Source organism: Pseudomonas plecoglossicida NBRC 103162 = DSM 15088 (genome assembly GCF_000730665.1).
Lineage (GTDB): Bacteria > Pseudomonadota > Gammaproteobacteria > Pseudomonadales > Pseudomonadaceae > Aquipseudomonas > Aquipseudomonas plecoglossicida.
This window is the reverse complement of the sequence record NZ_BBIV01000021.1, coordinates 1-16,348: the sequence shown is the minus strand read 5'-3', so window position 1 is coordinate 16,348 and position 16,348 is coordinate 1. Positions and strand designations below refer to the sequence as shown.

The following is a 16,348-nucleotide window of genomic DNA, read 5'->3' as shown; positions in this document are numbered from 1 at the left end:
GGCGCCATGCCCGTTATTACTCTTCCCGATGGCAGTCAACGCGCGTTCGATCACGCCGTATCCGTGGCCGACGTTGCCGCGTCGATCGGCGCAGGCCTGGCCAAGGCCACCCTGGCCGGCAAGGTCGATGGCAAGCTGGTCGATGCCTGCGACCTGATCACCCACGACGCCACCCTGCAGATCATCACCCCTAAAGATGAAGAGGGACTGGAGATCATCCGTCACTCGTGCGCCCACCTGATCGGCCACGCGGTGAAGCAGCTGTATCCGACCGCCAAGATGGTCATCGGCCCGGTCATCGACGAAGGCTTCTATTACGACATCGCCTACGAGCGCCCCTTCACCCCTGAAGACATGGCCGCCATCGAAAAGCGCATGATGGAGCTGATCGAGAAAGACTACGACGTGGTCAAGAAGATGACCCCGCGCGCCGAAGTCATCGACGTGTTCAAGACCCGTGGCGAAGACTACAAGCTGCGCCTGGTCGAAGACATGCCGGACGAACAGGCCATGGGCCTGTACTACCACGAAGAATACGTCGACATGTGCCGTGGCCCGCACGTGCCGAACACCCGCTTCCTCAAGGCATTCAAGCTGACCAAGCTGTCCGGCGCCTACTGGCGTGGCGATGCCAAGAACGAGCAGCTGCAGCGCGTGTACGGCACCGCCTGGGCTGACAAGAAGCAGCTGGCCGCCTACATCCAGCGCATCGAAGAAGCCGAGAAACGCGACCACCGCAAGATCGGCAAGCAGCTCGACCTCTTCCACCTGCAGGAAGAAGCCCCGGGCATGGTGTTCTGGCACGCCAACGGCTGGACCGTCTATCAGGTGCTCGAGCAGTACATGCGCCAGGTTCAGCGCGTCAACGGCTACCAGGAAATCAAGACCCCACAGGTCGTCGACCGCATCCTCTGGGAGCGTTCCGGCCACTGGTCGAACTACGCTGAGAACATGTTCACCACTTCGTCGGAAAGCCGCGACTTCGCGGTCAAGCCGATGAACTGCCCGTGCCACGTGCAGGTGTTCAACCAGGGCCTGAAGTCCTACCGCGACCTGCCGCTGCGCCTGGCCGAGTTCGGTGCCTGCCACCGCAACGAGCCGTCCGGCGCCCTGCACGGCATCATGCGCGTGCGTGGCTTCGTGCAGGACGACGCGCACATCTTCTGCACCGAAGAGCAGGTGAAGAAGGAAGCCGCCGACTTCATCAAGCTGACCTTGGACGTGTACAAGGACTTCGGTTTCACCGACGTGGCCATGAAACTGTCCACTCGTCCGGCCAAGCGCGTGGGTTCCGAAGAGCTGTGGGACCGTGCCGAAGGTGCACTGGCCGACGCCCTGAACGAATCGGGCCTGGAGTGGGAATACCAGCCGGGCGAGGGCGCGTTCTACGGTCCGAAGATCGAGTTCACCCTGCGTGACTGCCTCGGCCGTAACTGGCAGTGCGGTACCCTGCAGTACGACCCGAACCTGCCAGAACGTCTGGATGCCAGCTATATCGCCGAAGATAACAGCCGTGTTCGCCCAGTCATGCTGCACCGCGCGATCCTCGGATCGTTCGAGCGCTTCATCGGCATGCTGATCGAACACTACGCTGGTGTGTTCCCGGCCTGGCTGGCACCGACCCAGGCGGTGATCATGAACATCACCGACAAACAGGCCGATTTCGCCCTCGAGGTAGAAAATACCCTGAACGGTAGCGGTTTCCGTGCCAAGTCGGACTTGAGAAATGAGAAGATCGGCTTTAAAATCCGCGAGCATACTTTGCTCAAGGTCCCGTACCTTTTGGTTATAGGGGACCGCGAAGTCGAAACGCAAACCGTCGCTGTGCGTACTCGCGAAGGCGCAGACCTGGGCTCCATGCCCGTCGCCCAATTCGCTGAGTTGCTGACACAAGCGGTTTCCCGGCGTGGTCGCCAAGAATCGGAGTAATGACTATTAAGCGTGAAATGAGAAACGATAAGCGTGCTGTACCGAAGGCCCCGATCAACGAGAATATCTCGGCCCGCGAGGTTCGGTTAATTGGCGCAGACGGCGAGCAGGTTGGCATCGTCTCGATTGATGAAGCGCTGCGTATCGCTGATGAAGCGAAGCTGGATCTGGTAGAAATCTCTGCAGACGCGGTACCGCCCGTCTGCAAGGTCATGGACTACGGCAAGCACCTCTTCGAGAAGAAGAAGCAGGCTAACGAAGCCAAGAAAAACCAGAAGCAGATCCAGATCAAAGAAATCAAGTTTCGTCCAGGGACGGAGGATGGGGATTACCAGGTAAAACTACGCAACCTGGTACGTTTCCTTACCGATGGGGACAAGGCCAAGATCTCTCTGAGATTCCGTGGTCGTGAGATGGCCCACCAGGAGCTGGGCATGGAGCTGTTGAAGCGGGTCGAAGCCGACCTCGCCGAATACGGCACCGTTGAGCAGCATCCGAAGATGGAAGGACGCCAGCTTATGATGGTCATCGCCCCCAAGAAAAAGAAGTAATCTCCCGGGCACGGCAGGCCTGATGATTATGTGTAATTTTATCGAATGCGGAGTTCCAACATGCCAAAAATGAAAACCAAGAGCGGTGCTGCGAAGCGCTTCCTGAAGACCGCTTCCGGCTTCAAGCACAAGCACGCTTTCAAGAGCCACATCCTGACCAAAATGTCGACCAAGCGTAAGCGTCAACTGCGCGGTGCCAGCTTGCTGCACCCGTCTGACGTGGCAAAAGTCGAGCGCATGCTGCGCGTACGTTAATTCTGGTCAAAGATAGAGGAAGTTACTCATGGCTCGTGTAAAGCGCGGCGTTATCGCTCGTAAGCGTCACAAAAAAATTCTGAAACTGGCTAAAGGTTACTACGGTGCACGCTCGCGCGTATTCCGCGTAGCCAAGCAGGCAGTCATCAAGGCAGGCCAATACGCCTACCGCGACCGTCGCCAGAAGAAGCGTCAGTTCCGCGCACTGTGGATCGCTCGTATCAACGCCGGTGCCCGCACCAACGGTCTGTCGTACAGCCGTCTGATTGCTGGCCTGAAAAAGGCGTCGATCGAAATCGACCGTAAGGTTCTGGCTGACCTGGCAGTGAACGAAAAAGCGGCGTTTGCTGCAATTGTCGAGAAAGCTAAAGCCGTTCTGGCTTAAGTACCCACGACAATCATCCGTCAGCGCGCTGCGCTGGCGGGTGTAAAACGTCATCGATAGGGGAAGAGCCTTCAAAGCTCTTCCCCTATTTTCGTATCTGGAGTCTGTACATGGAAAACCTGGATGCGCTGGTCTCCCAAGCCCTTGAAGCTGTGGAGCGCGCTGAAGACATCAATGCCCTGGAACAGATCCGGGTTCAGTATCTCGGCAAGAAGGGCGAACTGACCCAGGTGATGAAGACCCTGGGCAACCTGCCAGCCGAAGAGCGGCCGAAAGTCGGCGCGCTGATCAACGACGCCAAAGAGCGCGTCACCGAGGTGCTCAACGCACGCAAGGCAGCCTTCGAAGAGGCCGAGCTCAGCGCTCGCCTGGCCGCCGAATGCATTGATGTGACCCTGCCAGGTCGCGGCCAGGCCACCGGTGGCCTGCACCCGATCACCCGTACACTCGAGCGCATCGAGCAGTTCTTCACCCACATCGGCTACGGCATCGCCGAAGGCCCTGAGGTCGAAGACGACTACCACAACTTCGAAGCGCTCAACATCCCAGGCCACCACCCGGCCCGGGCGATGCACGACACCTTCTACTTCAATGCCAACATGCTGCTGCGTACCCACACCTCGCCGGTGCAGGTGCGGACCATGGAGTCCACCCAGCCGCCGATCCGCATTGTCTGCCCGGGCCGCGTGTACCGCTGCGACTCGGATATCACCCACTCGCCGATGTTCCACCAGGTCGAAGGCCTGCTGATCGATCGCGACATCAACTTCGCCGACCTCAAGGGCACCATCGAAGAGTTCCTGCGGGTGTTCTTCGAGAAAGAACTGGCCGTGCGCTTCCGCCCGTCGTTCTTCCCGTTCACCGAGCCGTCCGCCGAAGTCGACATCCAGTGCGTGATGTGTTCCGGCAAAGGCTGCCGCGTGTGCAAGCAGACCGGCTGGCTGGAAGTGATGGGCTGCGGCATGGTCCACCCGAACGTGCTGCGCATGTCCGGCATCGACCCTGAAGAGTTCCAGGGCTTCGCCTTCGGCATGGGCGCCGAGCGCCTGGCCATGCTGCGCTATGGCGTCAACGATTTGCGTCTGTTCTTCGACAACGACCTGCGGTTCTTAGCCCAATTCCGCTAGGCCCAATCGACGCAACTTTCAGGAGAACAGCATGAAATTCAGTGAACAGTGGCTGCGCGGTTGGGTAAACCCGCAAGTCTCCCGTGACGAACTGGTCGCCCGCCTGTCCATGGCCGGCCTCGAAGTCGACAGCGTGACCCCCGCTGCCGGCCAGTTCAGCGGCATCGTCGTGGGCGAGATCCTCGCCACCGAACAACACCCGGACGCCGACAAGCTGCGCGTGTGCCAGGTCAGCAGCGGCCAGGAAACCTTCCAGGTCGTGTGCGGCGCCCCTAACGCCCGCCCAGGCATCAAGATCCCGTTCGCCATGATCGGCGCCGAACTGCCAGGCGACTTCAAGATCAAGAAGGCCAAGCTGCGCGGCGTCGAGTCCTTCGGCATGCTGTGCTCGGCGGCCGAGCTGCAGATCAGCGAAGAGAACGACGGCCTGCTGGAACTGGCAGCCGACGCCCCGGTTGGCCAGGACATCCGTCAGTACCTGAACCTTGACGACGCCAGCATCGAGATCGGCCTCACCCCGAACCGCGGTGACTGCCTGTCCCTGGCGGGCCTGGCCCGCGACGTCAGCGCCCTGTACAACGTCCCGGTCACCCGCCCGGTCGTGCCGGCCGTCGCGGCCGCCCACGACGAAGTGCGCCCGGTCGAAGTCACCGCGCCTGCCGCGTGCCCGCGCTACCTGGGCCGCGTCATCCGCAACGTCGACCTGAGCAAGCCGAGCCCGCTGTGGATGGTCGAGCGCCTGCGTCGCAGCGACGTGCGCAGCATCGACGCCGCCGTCGACATCACCAACTACGTGATGCTCGAACTCGGCCAACCGATGCACGCCTTCGACCTCGCCGAAATCAACGGCGGCATCCGCGTGCGCATGGCCGAAGAGGGCGAGAAGCTCGTCCTGCTCGACGGCCAGGAAGTTGCCCTGCGCGCCGACACCCTGGTCATCGCCGACCACACCCGCGCCCTGGCCATTGCCGGCGTGATGGGTGGCGAGCACAGCGGCGTCAACACCGAGAAGACCCGCGACCTGTTCCTCGAAAGCGCCTTCTTCGAGCCAATCTCCGTCGCTGGCAAGGCCCGTTCCTACGGCCTGCACACCGACGCCTCGCACCGCTACGAGCGCGGCGTCGATTCGCAGCTGGCCCGCGAAGCCATGGAGCGCGCCACCGCGCTGGTCCTCGAGATCGTCGGCGGCGAAGCCGGCCCGATCGTCGAAGCCGTCAGCGAGCAGCACCTGCCGCAAGTCGCCCCGGTGACCCTGCGCGCCGAACGCATCACCCAGATGCTCGGCATGGAGCTGGACGCCGCCCAGGTCGAGCAGATGCTCAACGCCCTGGAGCTGACCACCACGGCCAACGGGGCAGGGCAGTGGACCGTCAACGTCCCGAGCCACCGCTTCGACATCAGCCTGGAAGTCGACCTGATCGAAGAGCTGGCCCGCCTGTACGGCTACAACAACCTGCCGGTTCGCTACCCGCAAGCCCGCCTGGCCCCGCAAACCCGCCCGGAAACCCGCGGCGAGCTGCCGAACCTGCGCCGCCTGCTGGTGGCCCGTGGTTACCAGGAAGCCATCACCTACAGCTTCATCGACCCGAAACTGTTCGAGCTGTTCACCCCAGGCGTCGAGCCGCTGCTGCTGGCCAACCCGATCTCCAGCGACATGGCCGCCATGCGTGCGTCCCTGTGGCCAGGCCTGGTCAAGGCGCTGCAGCACAACCTCAACCGCCAGCAAGACCGCGTGCGCCTGTTCGAAAGCGGCCTGCGCTTCGTCGGCCAGCTCGGCGACCTCAAGCAGCAACCGATGATCGCCGGCGTCGTCACCGGCAGCCGCCTGCCGGAAGGCTGGGCCAACGGTCGCGACAGCATCGACTTCTTCGACGTCAAGGCTGACGTGGAAGCCCTGCTGGGTTACTCGGGAGCGCTCAGCGACTTCACCTTCGTCGCCGACAAGCACCACGCCCTGCACCCCGGCCAGACCGCCCGCATCGAGCGCGACGGCAAGGAAGTCGGCTACCTCGGCGCCCTGCACCCAGAGCTCGCCAAGGCCCTGGACCTGGACCGCCCGGTGTTCGTCTTCGAGCTGGTGCTGGGTGACGTGGTCGAAGGCCGCCTGCCGAAGTTCAGCGAACTCTCCAAGTTCCCGGAAACCCGTCGCGACCTGGCCTTGATCGCAGGACGTGATGTAGCTTCTAGCTCGGTGCTTGAAGTAATTCGTGACAATGCAGGCGAATGGCTGACAGACCTCAGGCTGTTTGACGTCTACCAAGGTAAAGGCATTGATCCTGATAGAAAAAGCCTGGCCGTCGGCTTGACCTGGCAGCATCCATCGCGCACTCTTAACGACGATGAGGTGAATACTACCCTGCAGAACATCCTCACCTCGCTCGAACAAAGGTTGAACACCACGTTAAGGAAATAACGGCATGGGTGCTCTGACGAAAGCTGAGATGGCCGAAAGGCTGTACGAGGAGCTGGGGCTTAACAAGCGTGAGGCCAAGGAGCTGGTCGAGCTGTTTTTTGAAGAAATTCGGCACGCACTTGAAGAGAACGAGCAGGTCAAGTTGTCCGGTTTCGGCAACTTCGACCTTCGCGACAAACGCCAGCGGCCGGGCCGCAACCCCAAGACAGGGGAAGAGATCCCGATCACCGCACGGCGCGTCGTCACCTTTCGTCCAGGGCAGAAGTTGAAGGCCCGGGTTGAGGCCTATGCTGGAACCAAGCCATAACGACGAACTGCCCCCCATACCGGGCAAACGCTACTTCACCATTGGTGAAGTGAGCGAGTTGTGTGCCGTGAAGCCACACGTGCTGCGGTACTGGGAGCAGGAGTTTCCTCAGCTTAACCCCGTGAAGCGGCGGGGCAATCGGCGGTATTACCAGCGGCAGGACGTGCTGATGATCCGCCAGATTCGCGCGCTGCTTTATGACCAGGGGTTCACCATTGGCGGGGCACGGTTGCGGCTTTCCAGTGATGAGGTGAAGGATGAGTCGAGCCAGTACAAGCAGCTGATTCGGCAGATGATTGTCGAGTTGGAGGATGTGTTGGTGGTGTTGAAGAAGTGACCGGGTTGGTAATGAGTGGAAATTTTTGAAAAAAAGCTTTCACTTATCAGAAGGTTAGGGTACATTCTTCAACGTTCTCGGCAACATTGAGAACATGCTTCAAAGCCCAGTCGGGGCGTAGCGCAGCCCGGTAGCGCACTTGCATGGGGTGCAAGGGGTCGAGTGTTCGAATCACTCCGTCCCGACCAAAATACCCTAAAAAATCCAAGCACTTATGGGTGCTTGGATTTTTTTATGCCCGCTGTATTTCATGGCTGATCTAAAGATGATCGTTCTGGTTGCCAATTGGTTGCCAATTGAGATTGTCTTACTCAAACTCCTGTGATGCGTATCGCAGCAAATTATCGATAGCTCTAGCTCAACGGAGCCAAAATCGCAGGGATCAGCATCATGACGCCAGAATCTAAAGCACGTCAGCAGATTGACCAGAAGCTCGAGCAGGCTGGCTGGGTCGTCCAGGACATGAAACAGCTCAATTTAGGCGCGGCGCGAGGTGTGGCTGTGCGGGAATTTCCGACTGATTCAGGGCCTGCAGATTATGTGCTTTTTGTAGGTAGGGTCTCAGTGGGGGTAATTGAAGCTAAAAAGGACGCCGCGGGTGAAAACCTAACTATCACTGAAGGTCAAAGCGAGCGCTATGCCAGCGCTATGCCCAAATGGCGCAAAGACAACACTCCGCTGCGCTTTCTGTTCGAAGCCACCGGTCAGATCATCCGCTTTACCGATAGATCGGATCCGTTACCGCGTTCGCGTGAGATATTCCATTTCTTCAAACCGGAAACGCTTGCGTCCTGGTTGAACCAATCTGAAACCCTTCGTTGCCGTCTCGCAGAGCACATGCCTGCTTTGCTTGAGCTCAATCTGCGCGATTGCCAAATTAGCGCCGTTACAGGGCTGGAAAGTTCCCTGGCACACAATAAGCCGCGTGCGCTCGTACACATGGCCACCGGCGCCGGTAAAACCTTTACCGCCATTACCGCGGTCTACCGCCTGCTCAAATTCGGCGGTGCCAAGCGCATTCTGTTCCTGGTCGACACTCGCAATCTGGGCAAACAGGCGCATCAGGAATTCATGGCCTACACGCCGCCAGACGATGGTCGTAAGTTCACCGAGCTATACAACGTGCAGCGTCTCGTCTCGCCCAATATCGATCCGCATACGCAGGTGTGTATTAGCACTATCCAGCGCATGTACTCCATCCTCTCCGGCGAACCTATTGATGAATCGGCTGAGGATGTGTCGCTCAACGAAGTGCAGCAGACCGTCAAGCTGGAAAAGTTCGTTCGCTACAACCCGGCCGTGCCGGTGGAAACTTTCGACTTCATCATCATCGACGAATGCCACCGCAGCATCTACAACCTGTGGAAGCAGGTGCTCGATTATTTTGATGCCAGCCTGGTAGGCCTTACCGCCACGCCAGACAAACGTACCTTCGGCTTTTTTAATGAAAACATCGTTGCCGAATACACTTACGAACAGTCCGTGGCTGATGGCGTCAACGTGGGTTATGACGTCTACGAAATCGAAACCGAAATTACCCAGAAAGGCGCGGAACTGAAAGCCAAGGAATGGGTGGACCACCGCGATCGCGCCACTCGCAAAAAACGCTGGTGCGAAACGGAAGATGATATCGCCTACACCGGCAAGGAGCTGGACAAATCGGTGGTCAACGTGAGCCAGATCCGGCAGGTGATCCAGGCCATGAAAACTGCCGTGGAAGCGCAGATATTCCCGGCCCGCAAGGAGACACCCAAAACCTTGATCTTTGCCAAGACCGACAGCCATGCCGACGACATCATCAACATCGTGCGCGAGGTTTACGGGCAGGGCAATGCCTTCTGCAAGAAAGTCACCTACCGAGCTGAAGAAGACGCTGACAGCATCCTCAGCAGCTTTCGCAACGACTACAACCCACGCATCGCCGTCACCGTGGACATGATCGCCACCGGCACCGACGTCAAGCCGCTGGAAGTGCTGCTCTTCATGCGCGATGTCCGCAGCAAGGGTTACTACGAGCAGATGAAGGGCCGTGGCGTGCGCAGCCTGGACGGCGACAGTCTCAAGCGCGTCAGCAACAGTGCCGATGGTGCCAAGACCCGCTTCGTTCTCATTGATGCCGTGGGTGTGGAGAAATCCCTCAAGACCGAAAGCCGCCCGCTGGAGAAGAAACCCAGCGTGGCGCTGAAAGAGCTGCTGCAAGGCGTGGCCATGGGCAGTCGCGACGATGACACTGTGCTATCGCTGGGCAACCGCCTGGTGCGCCTGGCCAAACAGCTCGATGACAAGGCCTTAGCCCGAATCGAGATGGTCAGCGGCGGCATTCCGGTGGGTAAACTCGGCAAAGGTCTGATCTCCGCGCTGGACCCCGATGGCATCGTCCAAACCGCCTTGGTCACCGCCAAAGAAAAAGGCATCATCCGCAGTGAAGACACGTTGTTGCCCGAAGAAATCGCAGCCGCCCGCGCCGAACGTGTGGCCTCCGCCTGTGCTCCCTTTGACAAACCGGAGCTGCGTGACGAAATCGAAAGCGCCCGCCGCGAGCGCGAGCAACTCATCGACCATATCAACCTCGATCAGGTGACCTTCAGCGGCTTCTCAGAACAAACCGAAACGCAGGCGAGCGCGGTAATCCAGAGCTTTTCGGACTACATTCGGCAGCACAAGGACGAGATCGCCGCCCTCAGCTTCTTTTACCAGCAGCCCTACCAGCGCCGCGCGCTCACCTTCGAGATGCTGGAAGAACTACACGAGCATTTGAGCAAGCCGCCGCTGATGCTCACCACCGAACGGCTGTGGAGCGCCTATGCCCGCGTGCAAACGACTGCAGTGAAAGGTGCGGATCGCAAACGACAGCTCACCGATCTGGTCAGCCTGTTGCGCTTTGTGCTGGGGCTGGATGGCGCAGGTGCCGAACTGAAGCCCTTTGCTGATGAAGTGGATCGCCGCTTTCAGGCTTGGATCTTCCGCCACAACGCCCGGCGCGGCACGGCCTTTACCCCTGAGCAGACCGAGTGGCTACGGCTGATGAGAGACCACATCATCAGCAGTTGCAGCATAAACCGCGACGATTTTGACTATGCCGAACTGGCCAACAAAGGCGGATTGCAAAAGGCCTGGGGCCTGTTTGGCAAGGAACTGGACACGCTGATGAATGAAATGAATGAGGAGTTGGTGGCGTGAGCGCTTCCTTGGTTTCAATGCCGATGGGGGACCTGCCAACCGTATCGGGCAATGGCATTAACCCGTTTGAATTTCCTGACGAAGAGTTTGAGCTTTATAGCGTTCCTGCACATAAGACTGGCATTCCAGAAATCGTGCGAGGCATCGACATAGGTTCAAACAAGCAAGTCGTTTCCGAAGGCATGGTCCTGCTTTGCAAGATCAATCCGCGCATCAATCGTGTCTGGGTGGTGAAGCCGTCGAGCGGTCGCAAGCAGATTGCCTCAACAGAATGGATCACCTTCAATCAGAACAAGTTCGTACATCCCGAGTACTTGGCGCATTTTCTTCGGCAAGCGGCTGTTCGGGATTTCTTGGCTGCAAACGCTTCAGGTGTCGGCGGCTCTCTAATGCGCGTTAAGGCGAGCACGCTGGCCAACTACGAATTCAGGCTTGCGGGGCGCTTCACCCAAACCCGCATCGTCGCCAAACTCGAAGAACTGCTGTCCGGTCTCGATGTCGGCGTGGCCGAGCTGAAGGCCGCGCAGAAGAAGCTGGCACAATACCGCCAGTCGCTGCTCAAGGCCGCCGTTGAAGGTGCGCTTACGGCCGAGTGGCGCACGACGCACGGACGCTTTGAAACCGGCGCGCAACTGCTGACGCGCATTCTCACCGAGCGCCGCGCCCGCTGGGAAGCCAAACAGCTCACCAAATACAAGGAACAAGGCAAAGCCCCGTCCAAGGGCTGGCAGAAGAAATACCCCGAGCCAGCGCAGCCCGATACCACCGATTTACCGGAATTGCCGCAGGGGTGGGTGTGGGCTCGGGTCGATCAAGCCGGAGAAGTGCAACTCGGGCGGCAGAGAGCTCCACAGTTCCACAGTGGCGAAAACATGGTGCCGTATCTGAGAGTGGCGAATGTATTCGAAGAGCGCATTGATATCTCAGACGTCATGGAAATGCACTTTTCCACGGAGGAAGAAGCCTCCTTCAGGCTCAGTCCTGGGGATGTTCTATTGAACGAGGGGCAAAGCTTAGAGTTGGTCGGGCGCCCGGCAATCTATCGCGGCGAGCTCCCTCGTGCTTGTTTTACAAACACATTGGTGCGTTTCAGAGCCGAAAGCGGCGTGCTCGCTGAGTACGCAATCGCGGTCTTCCTCCACTACATGCACTCTGGCAGATTCAGAAAGATTGCCAAGATCACGACAAATATTGCGCACCTCGGTGCTGGTCGATTCGCTGAGCTGGAATTTCCGCTACCGCCGATAAACGAGCAAACAGAGATTGTTCGTTTGTTACAGACCACAAAGGAAGAGATGGAAAGGCAAGGCGCAGCCATTGCCCTTGCCCTCAAACAATCTACCGCTCAACGCCAAAACATCCTCCGCGCCGCCTTCGCCGGCCAGTTGGTGCCGCAAGACCCGAACGACGAACCGGCCAGCGTGCTGCCGGAACGTATCCGCGCCGAGCGGGCGGAACGTGCCAAGCAACCCAAGGTACGCAAGACCAAACAAAAAAAGGAGATCGCCATCTTGGTGACCCAATTGCTCGACGTGCTCGCCGAGGCGGGTGACTGGGTGCCGGCGCAAGAAGCCTTCCGCCGCTGTGGTGTGGCCGATGGCGCGCTGACCGAGCATATAGAAGAACTTTATGCCGAGCTGCGCAAGCTAGATAAGGCAGGCCGTCTGGCCGTGGAGGCGGTGACCGATGCGCAAGGCCGCAAGCTGTACGACAAGCTCAAACTGCTAGCGGGCTGACTATGCGTCTCGACAAACTCACCATTGGCAGCGCCAAAGACAGCCCGGCGCACCAGTTCAAAAACCTGAAGAACGTCACCATCGACTTCGACCAGGATCACTGGGTAACCGTGGTCATTGGCTGGAACGGCACCGGCAAGTCTAACGTGCTGGAGGCACTGGCCATCATCTTCCGCGACCTGATTGGCAAGAAGCGCACGCCTGCCTTTGCCTTTCAGCTGGCCTATCGCATGGGGGCGGGCGAGAACCTGCGGCACATCTACATTGATGCCGATCCGGATCGTGAGAAAGATGCCTTTCTGATTCGAGTCGCCGATGCGCGGCAAATCAAGCAAAATGACTTGACTCACAGTGTCTTGGACTTCGGCAACGACGCAGATCATTCGCAGCAAGGTGAGCCCATCAAGCTCACAGCATTCCTAAATGCGGATAGCGAGTATCTGCCGCGCTACGTGTTCAGCTACTACTCGGGTGAGAGCCCACGCATGCACGAGGTATTCCGCCCCTACCTCGAAAACTACGACAGCAAGCTGCGCAACGGCGAAGACCCAGGCCTGAAGCGGCTGTTCTATGCCATGCCGGTGCACAGCCAGTTTGTGTTGCTGGCATTTTTGATTCAACAGTCCGAGGTGGTACGGGCATTCCTTGATGACCACCTCGGCCTTGATCCGGACGAAGGCATTGAGTCGGTGCTGTTCGTGCTGCGCCAACCACCGTGGAAATCCAAGGCAGCCGATGGGGACCCGCGCTTCTGGAATGCGCGTGGCGTGGTGCGCGATTTTCTGTCTCGCCTCTATGACATCGCCCTGGCTCCTATCGAAGTCAGCCGCCGTGTCTCGACTTCGATCTGGAATAAGGAAACGCTGCAGTTCAAATACTTGTATGTGAAGGACATCGCCGCGCTGCGGCGCTTGGTCGGCAACCAGGCCCCTGCAGAGTTCTTCCGCGATCTGGAAAGCACCTATGTTTCTGAACTGATCGAAGAGGTGCGCATCCGCGTGCGTCTAAAGAAGAATGATGGCAGTGTTACCTTCCGCGAGCTGAGCGAAGGGGAGCAGCAGTTGCTCACAGTTTTGGGGCTTCTGCGCTTCACCGCCGAGAATGAAAGCCTGTTTCTACTGGATGAGCCGGATACGCATTTGAACCCGCGCTGGTGTGTGGACTACCTGAACTATCTCAAGTCCTTTGTCGGGCAGAACAGCGAGGGTCAGGACAACAGTCACATCGTACTGACAACCCACAACCCCTTGGCCATTGCAGAGTTGGTCAAAGAGCAGGTGCAGATTTTGTACCGCGAAGCCAGTAGTCGTACCGTGCAAGCCGAAAATCCGGCGGTAGACCCTAAGGGCATGGGTTTTGCCGGCATTGTGACCAGCGATATGTTTGGCTTAGGCTCCAGCCTGGACAACGCCACGAATGAGGATCTACTTGTACTGCATCAGCTCTCTACCCAGCAGACCGCGCTCAGCGATGCTGATCGGACAAAGCTAGTAGAAATTCGCACGCGTCTTGAAAGATTGGATTTCAACTTCGCTTCAAGAGATAGGCTAGAGCAAGAGTATTTGCGCGCTAGATTCGATCTGGCTGCGGATGGCGATCTCGACGGTGCCATTGTCACCCCAGATAACAAACAAAAGGCGCTCGACGCCTTGGTGAAAAGTCTGTTGCGCAGTTTGCAGGAGGGGCAGGCTTGAGATTCATCCAGATACCGTTACCACCTCATTTGCCCGCACGCTGGCCCAAGGTTTACGCCGGCAGGTTAGCGAAGGTCAATGCTTTGGGGACTCACGGCCTTCGGTCTGAGTACATAAAAAGAAACGGCAGCTGGGGTTTGCTCAAAATGTGGCTCGCGACTGCCAGCGGACACAAATGCTGGTACTGCGAAGCGAAAAGCATACGCGCCCCATTTGATGTAGACCACTTCCGGCCCAAGCTGGGCATCACCGTTGATGGGGTAAAGCTGGCAGGCCATAACGGGTATTACTGGCTGGCATATGAGTGGTGGAATTTTCGCCTTTCATGCCAGCGGTGCAATCGACCAGAAAAAAACGACTCCGACATGCTTCACGGGAAGGCCAATGAATTCCCGATTCGCGATGAGATACAGCGTTGCGCTCTGCCTGCGGGGCCTCTGAATACGGAGGCGCCCAGATTATTGGACCCTTGCGTGCAGGCTGATTGCGAATTGCTGGCCCATGGTATTGACGGCGAGGTCAAGCCAGTATCTCCGGACGGCACCTGGGAATATCAGCGTGCGCGCTACACGATTGACCGACTGGGATTCAATGAATGGAACACGCCTGAAGACAAGCGCAGTCGTTGGCAGACACTCGCTACCTTGCTTGCAGTCGTAGGCGATACATCCGACCCGGCTGTCATCTCTGAAATCAACAAACACCTTTCCCACGATTACGAATACGCAAGTTTTTTTCGGTCTGCCATTGGCACGCATCGAGAAAAGGCTTGGGTGGAAGCTCTCTTATGAACACAAGTACACTCGTCCAGAAAGTCTGGAACTTCTGCCATACTCTGCGCGACGACGGCGTGGGCTATGGCGATTACCTGGAGCAGCTCACTTATCTGCTGTTCCTGAAGCTGGCGCATGAATACGCGCAAGAGCCCTACAACCGTGACACCCATATTCCCAGGGGGTACGACTGGGTCAGTCTGACGTCCAAGGTGGGTGAGCCGCTGGAAGCTCATTACTTGGCTTGCTTGCACAAGCTAGGTAACGAGTCCGGCATGCTGGGCGCCATTTTCTTCAAGGCGCAGAACAAAATTCAGGACCCGGCAAAACTCTCCCGCCTTGTGCAATTGATTGATGCCGAAAGCTGGATCAGCCTGGATGCCGATACCAAGGGCGATCTGTACGAAGGCCTGTTGCAGAAGAACGCCGAAGATACCAAGAGCGGTGCTGGCCAGTATTTCACGCCACGCGTACTGATCGACGCCATGGTGGCCTGCGTGCGGCCCGAGCCGATGAGAACCATAGCTGACCCAGCCTGTGGCACGGGTGGCTTCTTCCTAGGTGCTTACAACTGGTTGACTCGCCCAGGCACAACGCTGAACAAGTCACAAAAAGCGTTTCTGCGTGATCAAACTTTCCATGGCAACGAGATTGTGCCCAACACGCGTCGTATGTGCTTGATGAACCTGTTTCTGCACAACATCGGTGAGCTGGACGGAGAGCCTTCGGTCGAGCGTTCTGATGCCTTAATCTCGGAGCCCAAGCTCAAGGTGGATTACGTGCTGGCCAATCCGCCCTTCGGAAAGAAGAGCAGCATGACAATCACCAATGAAGAGGGTGAAGAAGACAGAGAAGCGCTGACTTACGAGCGGCAGGATTTTTGGGAGACCACCTCGAACAAGCAGCTCAACTTCTTGCAGCATATTGTCAGTATGTTGAAGGTAGATGGCAAAGCCGCAGTTGTTCTACCTGATAACGTATTGTTTGAGGGCGGTGCAGGCGAGAAAATTCGCCGCAAGCTGCTGGAGAACTGCGATGTTCACACTATCCTACGTTTGCCTACCGGTATTTTTTACGCGCAAGGCGTGAAAGCTAATGTGGTGCTATTCGATAATGCACCTAAAGATGGTCGCGTGCATACCACGGGTGTGTGGTTTTACGATCTGCGTACCAATAAGCACTTCACGCTGAAGACGCGTACGTTGAAGCTGGACGATCTGCAAGATTTCATCACCTGCTACCACCCTGAAAACCGCTTTGAGCGGCAGGAGACGGAGCGCTTCAAGTACTTTAGCTACGAAGACTTGATGGCCCGTGACAAGGCCAGTCTCGACATCTTTTGGCTGAAGGACGATAACCTCGACAACCTAGATGATCTGCCACCACCTGATGTGTTGCAGCAGGAGATCATCGAAAATCTCGAAGCGGCTTTGCTTGCGTTTCGCGAGGTTTCTTTGAGTTTGCCGCAATCTGAAGTGGTCGAGTGAGCCCCGATTACTGTGTGGCGCTATAGTTGTTTAGCGCAACACGCAGTAGGGGCTGAGGATCTTCTACGAACTGAAGTAGGGTGAGGTTTTCAAACTGGTTGAATCGCCCCGGGTTTCGTAGACACCTCCAAGCCTCATAATGAGGCCAAAATAGGAGGTGCCGCTCCTTCAGGA

General features: G+C 57.9%; 13 protein-coding genes and 1 tRNA gene. All 14 read left to right on the top strand.

Features of this window, described 5'->3' with window-relative positions:
- Positions 1-6: 6 nt before the first annotated feature.
- The 14 genes from thrS to PPL01S_RS13805 all read left to right on the top strand — a co-directional run bounded on the left by thrS (position 7) and on the right by PPL01S_RS13805 (position 16,174).
- Complete coding sequence (thrS, locus tag PPL01S_RS13870) at positions 7-1,929, top strand: threonine--tRNA ligase (protein ID WP_016391495.1); 1,923 nt, start codon at positions 7-9, stop codon at positions 1,927-1,929.
- Positions 1,929-2,480: a translation initiation factor IF-3 gene (infC, locus tag PPL01S_RS13865; protein WP_012052879.1), complete on the top strand. Its 552-nt coding sequence runs from the start codon at positions 1,929-1,931 to the stop codon at positions 2,478-2,480. Before thrS ends, infC begins: the two co-directional genes overlap by 1 nt.
- A 60-nt stretch (positions 2,481-2,540) precedes the next feature.
- Positions 2,541-2,735, top strand: a complete 195-nt coding sequence (gene rpmI, locus PPL01S_RS13860; RefSeq protein WP_003250667.1) for a 50S ribosomal protein L35 — start codon at positions 2,541-2,543, stop codon at positions 2,733-2,735.
- 28 nt (positions 2,736-2,763) lie between these two features.
- Entirely contained in the window at positions 2,764-3,120 is a 357-nt protein-coding gene (gene rplT / locus PPL01S_RS13855; RefSeq protein ID WP_003250671.1) for a 50S ribosomal protein L20, read from the top strand.
- 110 nt (positions 3,121-3,230) lie between these two features.
- Positions 3,231-4,247 (top strand): phenylalanine--tRNA ligase subunit alpha, encoded by a 1,017-nt coding sequence (gene pheS / locus PPL01S_RS13850; RefSeq protein ID WP_016391494.1) that lies wholly within the window; start codon positions 3,231-3,233, stop codon positions 4,245-4,247.
- Positions 4,248-4,278: 31 nt separating this feature from the next.
- Positions 4,279-6,660, top strand: coding sequence for a phenylalanine--tRNA ligase subunit beta (gene pheT / locus PPL01S_RS13845; RefSeq protein WP_016391493.1), 2,382 nt, complete (start codon positions 4,279-4,281; stop codon positions 6,658-6,660).
- A 4-nt stretch (positions 6,661-6,664) separates the two neighbouring features.
- Complete coding sequence (ihfA, locus tag PPL01S_RS13840) at positions 6,665-6,967, top strand: integration host factor subunit alpha (RefSeq protein WP_003250679.1); 303 nt, start codon at positions 6,665-6,667, stop codon at positions 6,965-6,967.
- Complete coding sequence (locus tag PPL01S_RS13835; protein WP_008100384.1) at positions 6,948-7,304, top strand: MerR family transcriptional regulator; 357 nt, start codon at positions 6,948-6,950, stop codon at positions 7,302-7,304. The genes ihfA and PPL01S_RS13835 overlap by 20 nt, the downstream gene beginning before the upstream one ends.
- A 111-nt stretch (positions 7,305-7,415) precedes the next feature.
- Positions 7,416-7,492: transfer RNA gene (locus tag PPL01S_RS13830), tRNA-Pro, on the top strand.
- A gap of 202 nt (positions 7,493-7,694) precedes the next feature.
- A complete protein-coding gene (locus tag PPL01S_RS13825) occupies positions 7,695-10,484 on the top strand; it encodes a type I restriction endonuclease subunit R (protein WP_028625825.1) in 2,790 nt (929 codons plus the stop codon).
- The gene (locus PPL01S_RS13820) at positions 10,481-12,220 is read left to right on the top strand and encodes a restriction endonuclease subunit S (RefSeq protein WP_156042670.1); all 1,740 of its coding nucleotides are present in this window, start codon (positions 10,481-10,483) and stop codon (positions 12,218-12,220) included. The genes PPL01S_RS13825 and PPL01S_RS13820 overlap by 4 nt, the downstream gene beginning before the upstream one ends.
- A 2-nt stretch (positions 12,221-12,222) precedes the next feature.
- Positions 12,223-13,914 (top strand): AAA family ATPase, encoded by a 1,692-nt coding sequence (locus PPL01S_RS13815; RefSeq protein ID WP_028625826.1) that lies wholly within the window; start codon positions 12,223-12,225, stop codon positions 13,912-13,914.
- On the top strand, positions 13,911-14,705 hold the full coding sequence (locus PPL01S_RS24325; RefSeq protein ID WP_050483676.1) for an HNH endonuclease signature motif containing protein: 795 nt from the start codon (positions 13,911-13,913) through the stop codon (positions 14,703-14,705). Before PPL01S_RS13815 ends, PPL01S_RS24325 begins: the two co-directional genes overlap by 4 nt.
- Complete coding sequence (locus PPL01S_RS13805) at positions 14,702-16,174, top strand: class I SAM-dependent DNA methyltransferase (RefSeq protein WP_028625827.1); 1,473 nt, start codon at positions 14,702-14,704, stop codon at positions 16,172-16,174. Before PPL01S_RS24325 ends, PPL01S_RS13805 begins: the two co-directional genes overlap by 4 nt.
- Positions 16,175-16,348 lie beyond the last annotated feature (174 nt).

Bases quoted from the DNA above. Each gene is read 5' to 3' on its own strand.
- pheS (WP_016391494.1), top strand. From the start codon at position 3,231: ATGGAAAACCTGGATGCGCTGGTCTCCCAAGCCCTTGAAGCTGTGGAG.
- PPL01S_RS13805 (WP_028625827.1), top strand. From the start codon at position 14,702: ATGAACACAAGTACACTCGTCCAGAAAGTCTGGAACTTCTGCCATACT.
- infC (WP_012052879.1), top strand. From the start codon at position 1,929: ATGACTATTAAGCGTGAAATGAGAAACGATAAGCGTGCTGTACCGAAG.
- PPL01S_RS13825 (WP_028625825.1), top strand. From the start codon at position 7,695: ATGACGCCAGAATCTAAAGCACGTCAGCAGATTGACCAGAAGCTCGAG.
- rpmI (WP_003250667.1), top strand. From the start codon at position 2,541: ATGCCAAAAATGAAAACCAAGAGCGGTGCTGCGAAGCGCTTCCTGAAG.
- thrS (WP_016391495.1), top strand. From the start codon at position 7: ATGCCCGTTATTACTCTTCCCGATGGCAGTCAACGCGCGTTCGATCAC.
- rplT (WP_003250671.1), top strand. From the start codon at position 2,764: ATGGCTCGTGTAAAGCGCGGCGTTATCGCTCGTAAGCGTCACAAAAAA.
- PPL01S_RS13815 (WP_028625826.1), top strand. From the start codon at position 12,223: ATGCGTCTCGACAAACTCACCATTGGCAGCGCCAAAGACAGCCCGGCG.
- pheT (WP_016391493.1), top strand. From the start codon at position 4,279: ATGAAATTCAGTGAACAGTGGCTGCGCGGTTGGGTAAACCCGCAAGTC.
- ihfA (WP_003250679.1), top strand. From the start codon at position 6,665: ATGGGTGCTCTGACGAAAGCTGAGATGGCCGAAAGGCTGTACGAGGAG.
- PPL01S_RS13835 (WP_008100384.1), top strand. From the start codon at position 6,948: ATGCTGGAACCAAGCCATAACGACGAACTGCCCCCCATACCGGGCAAA.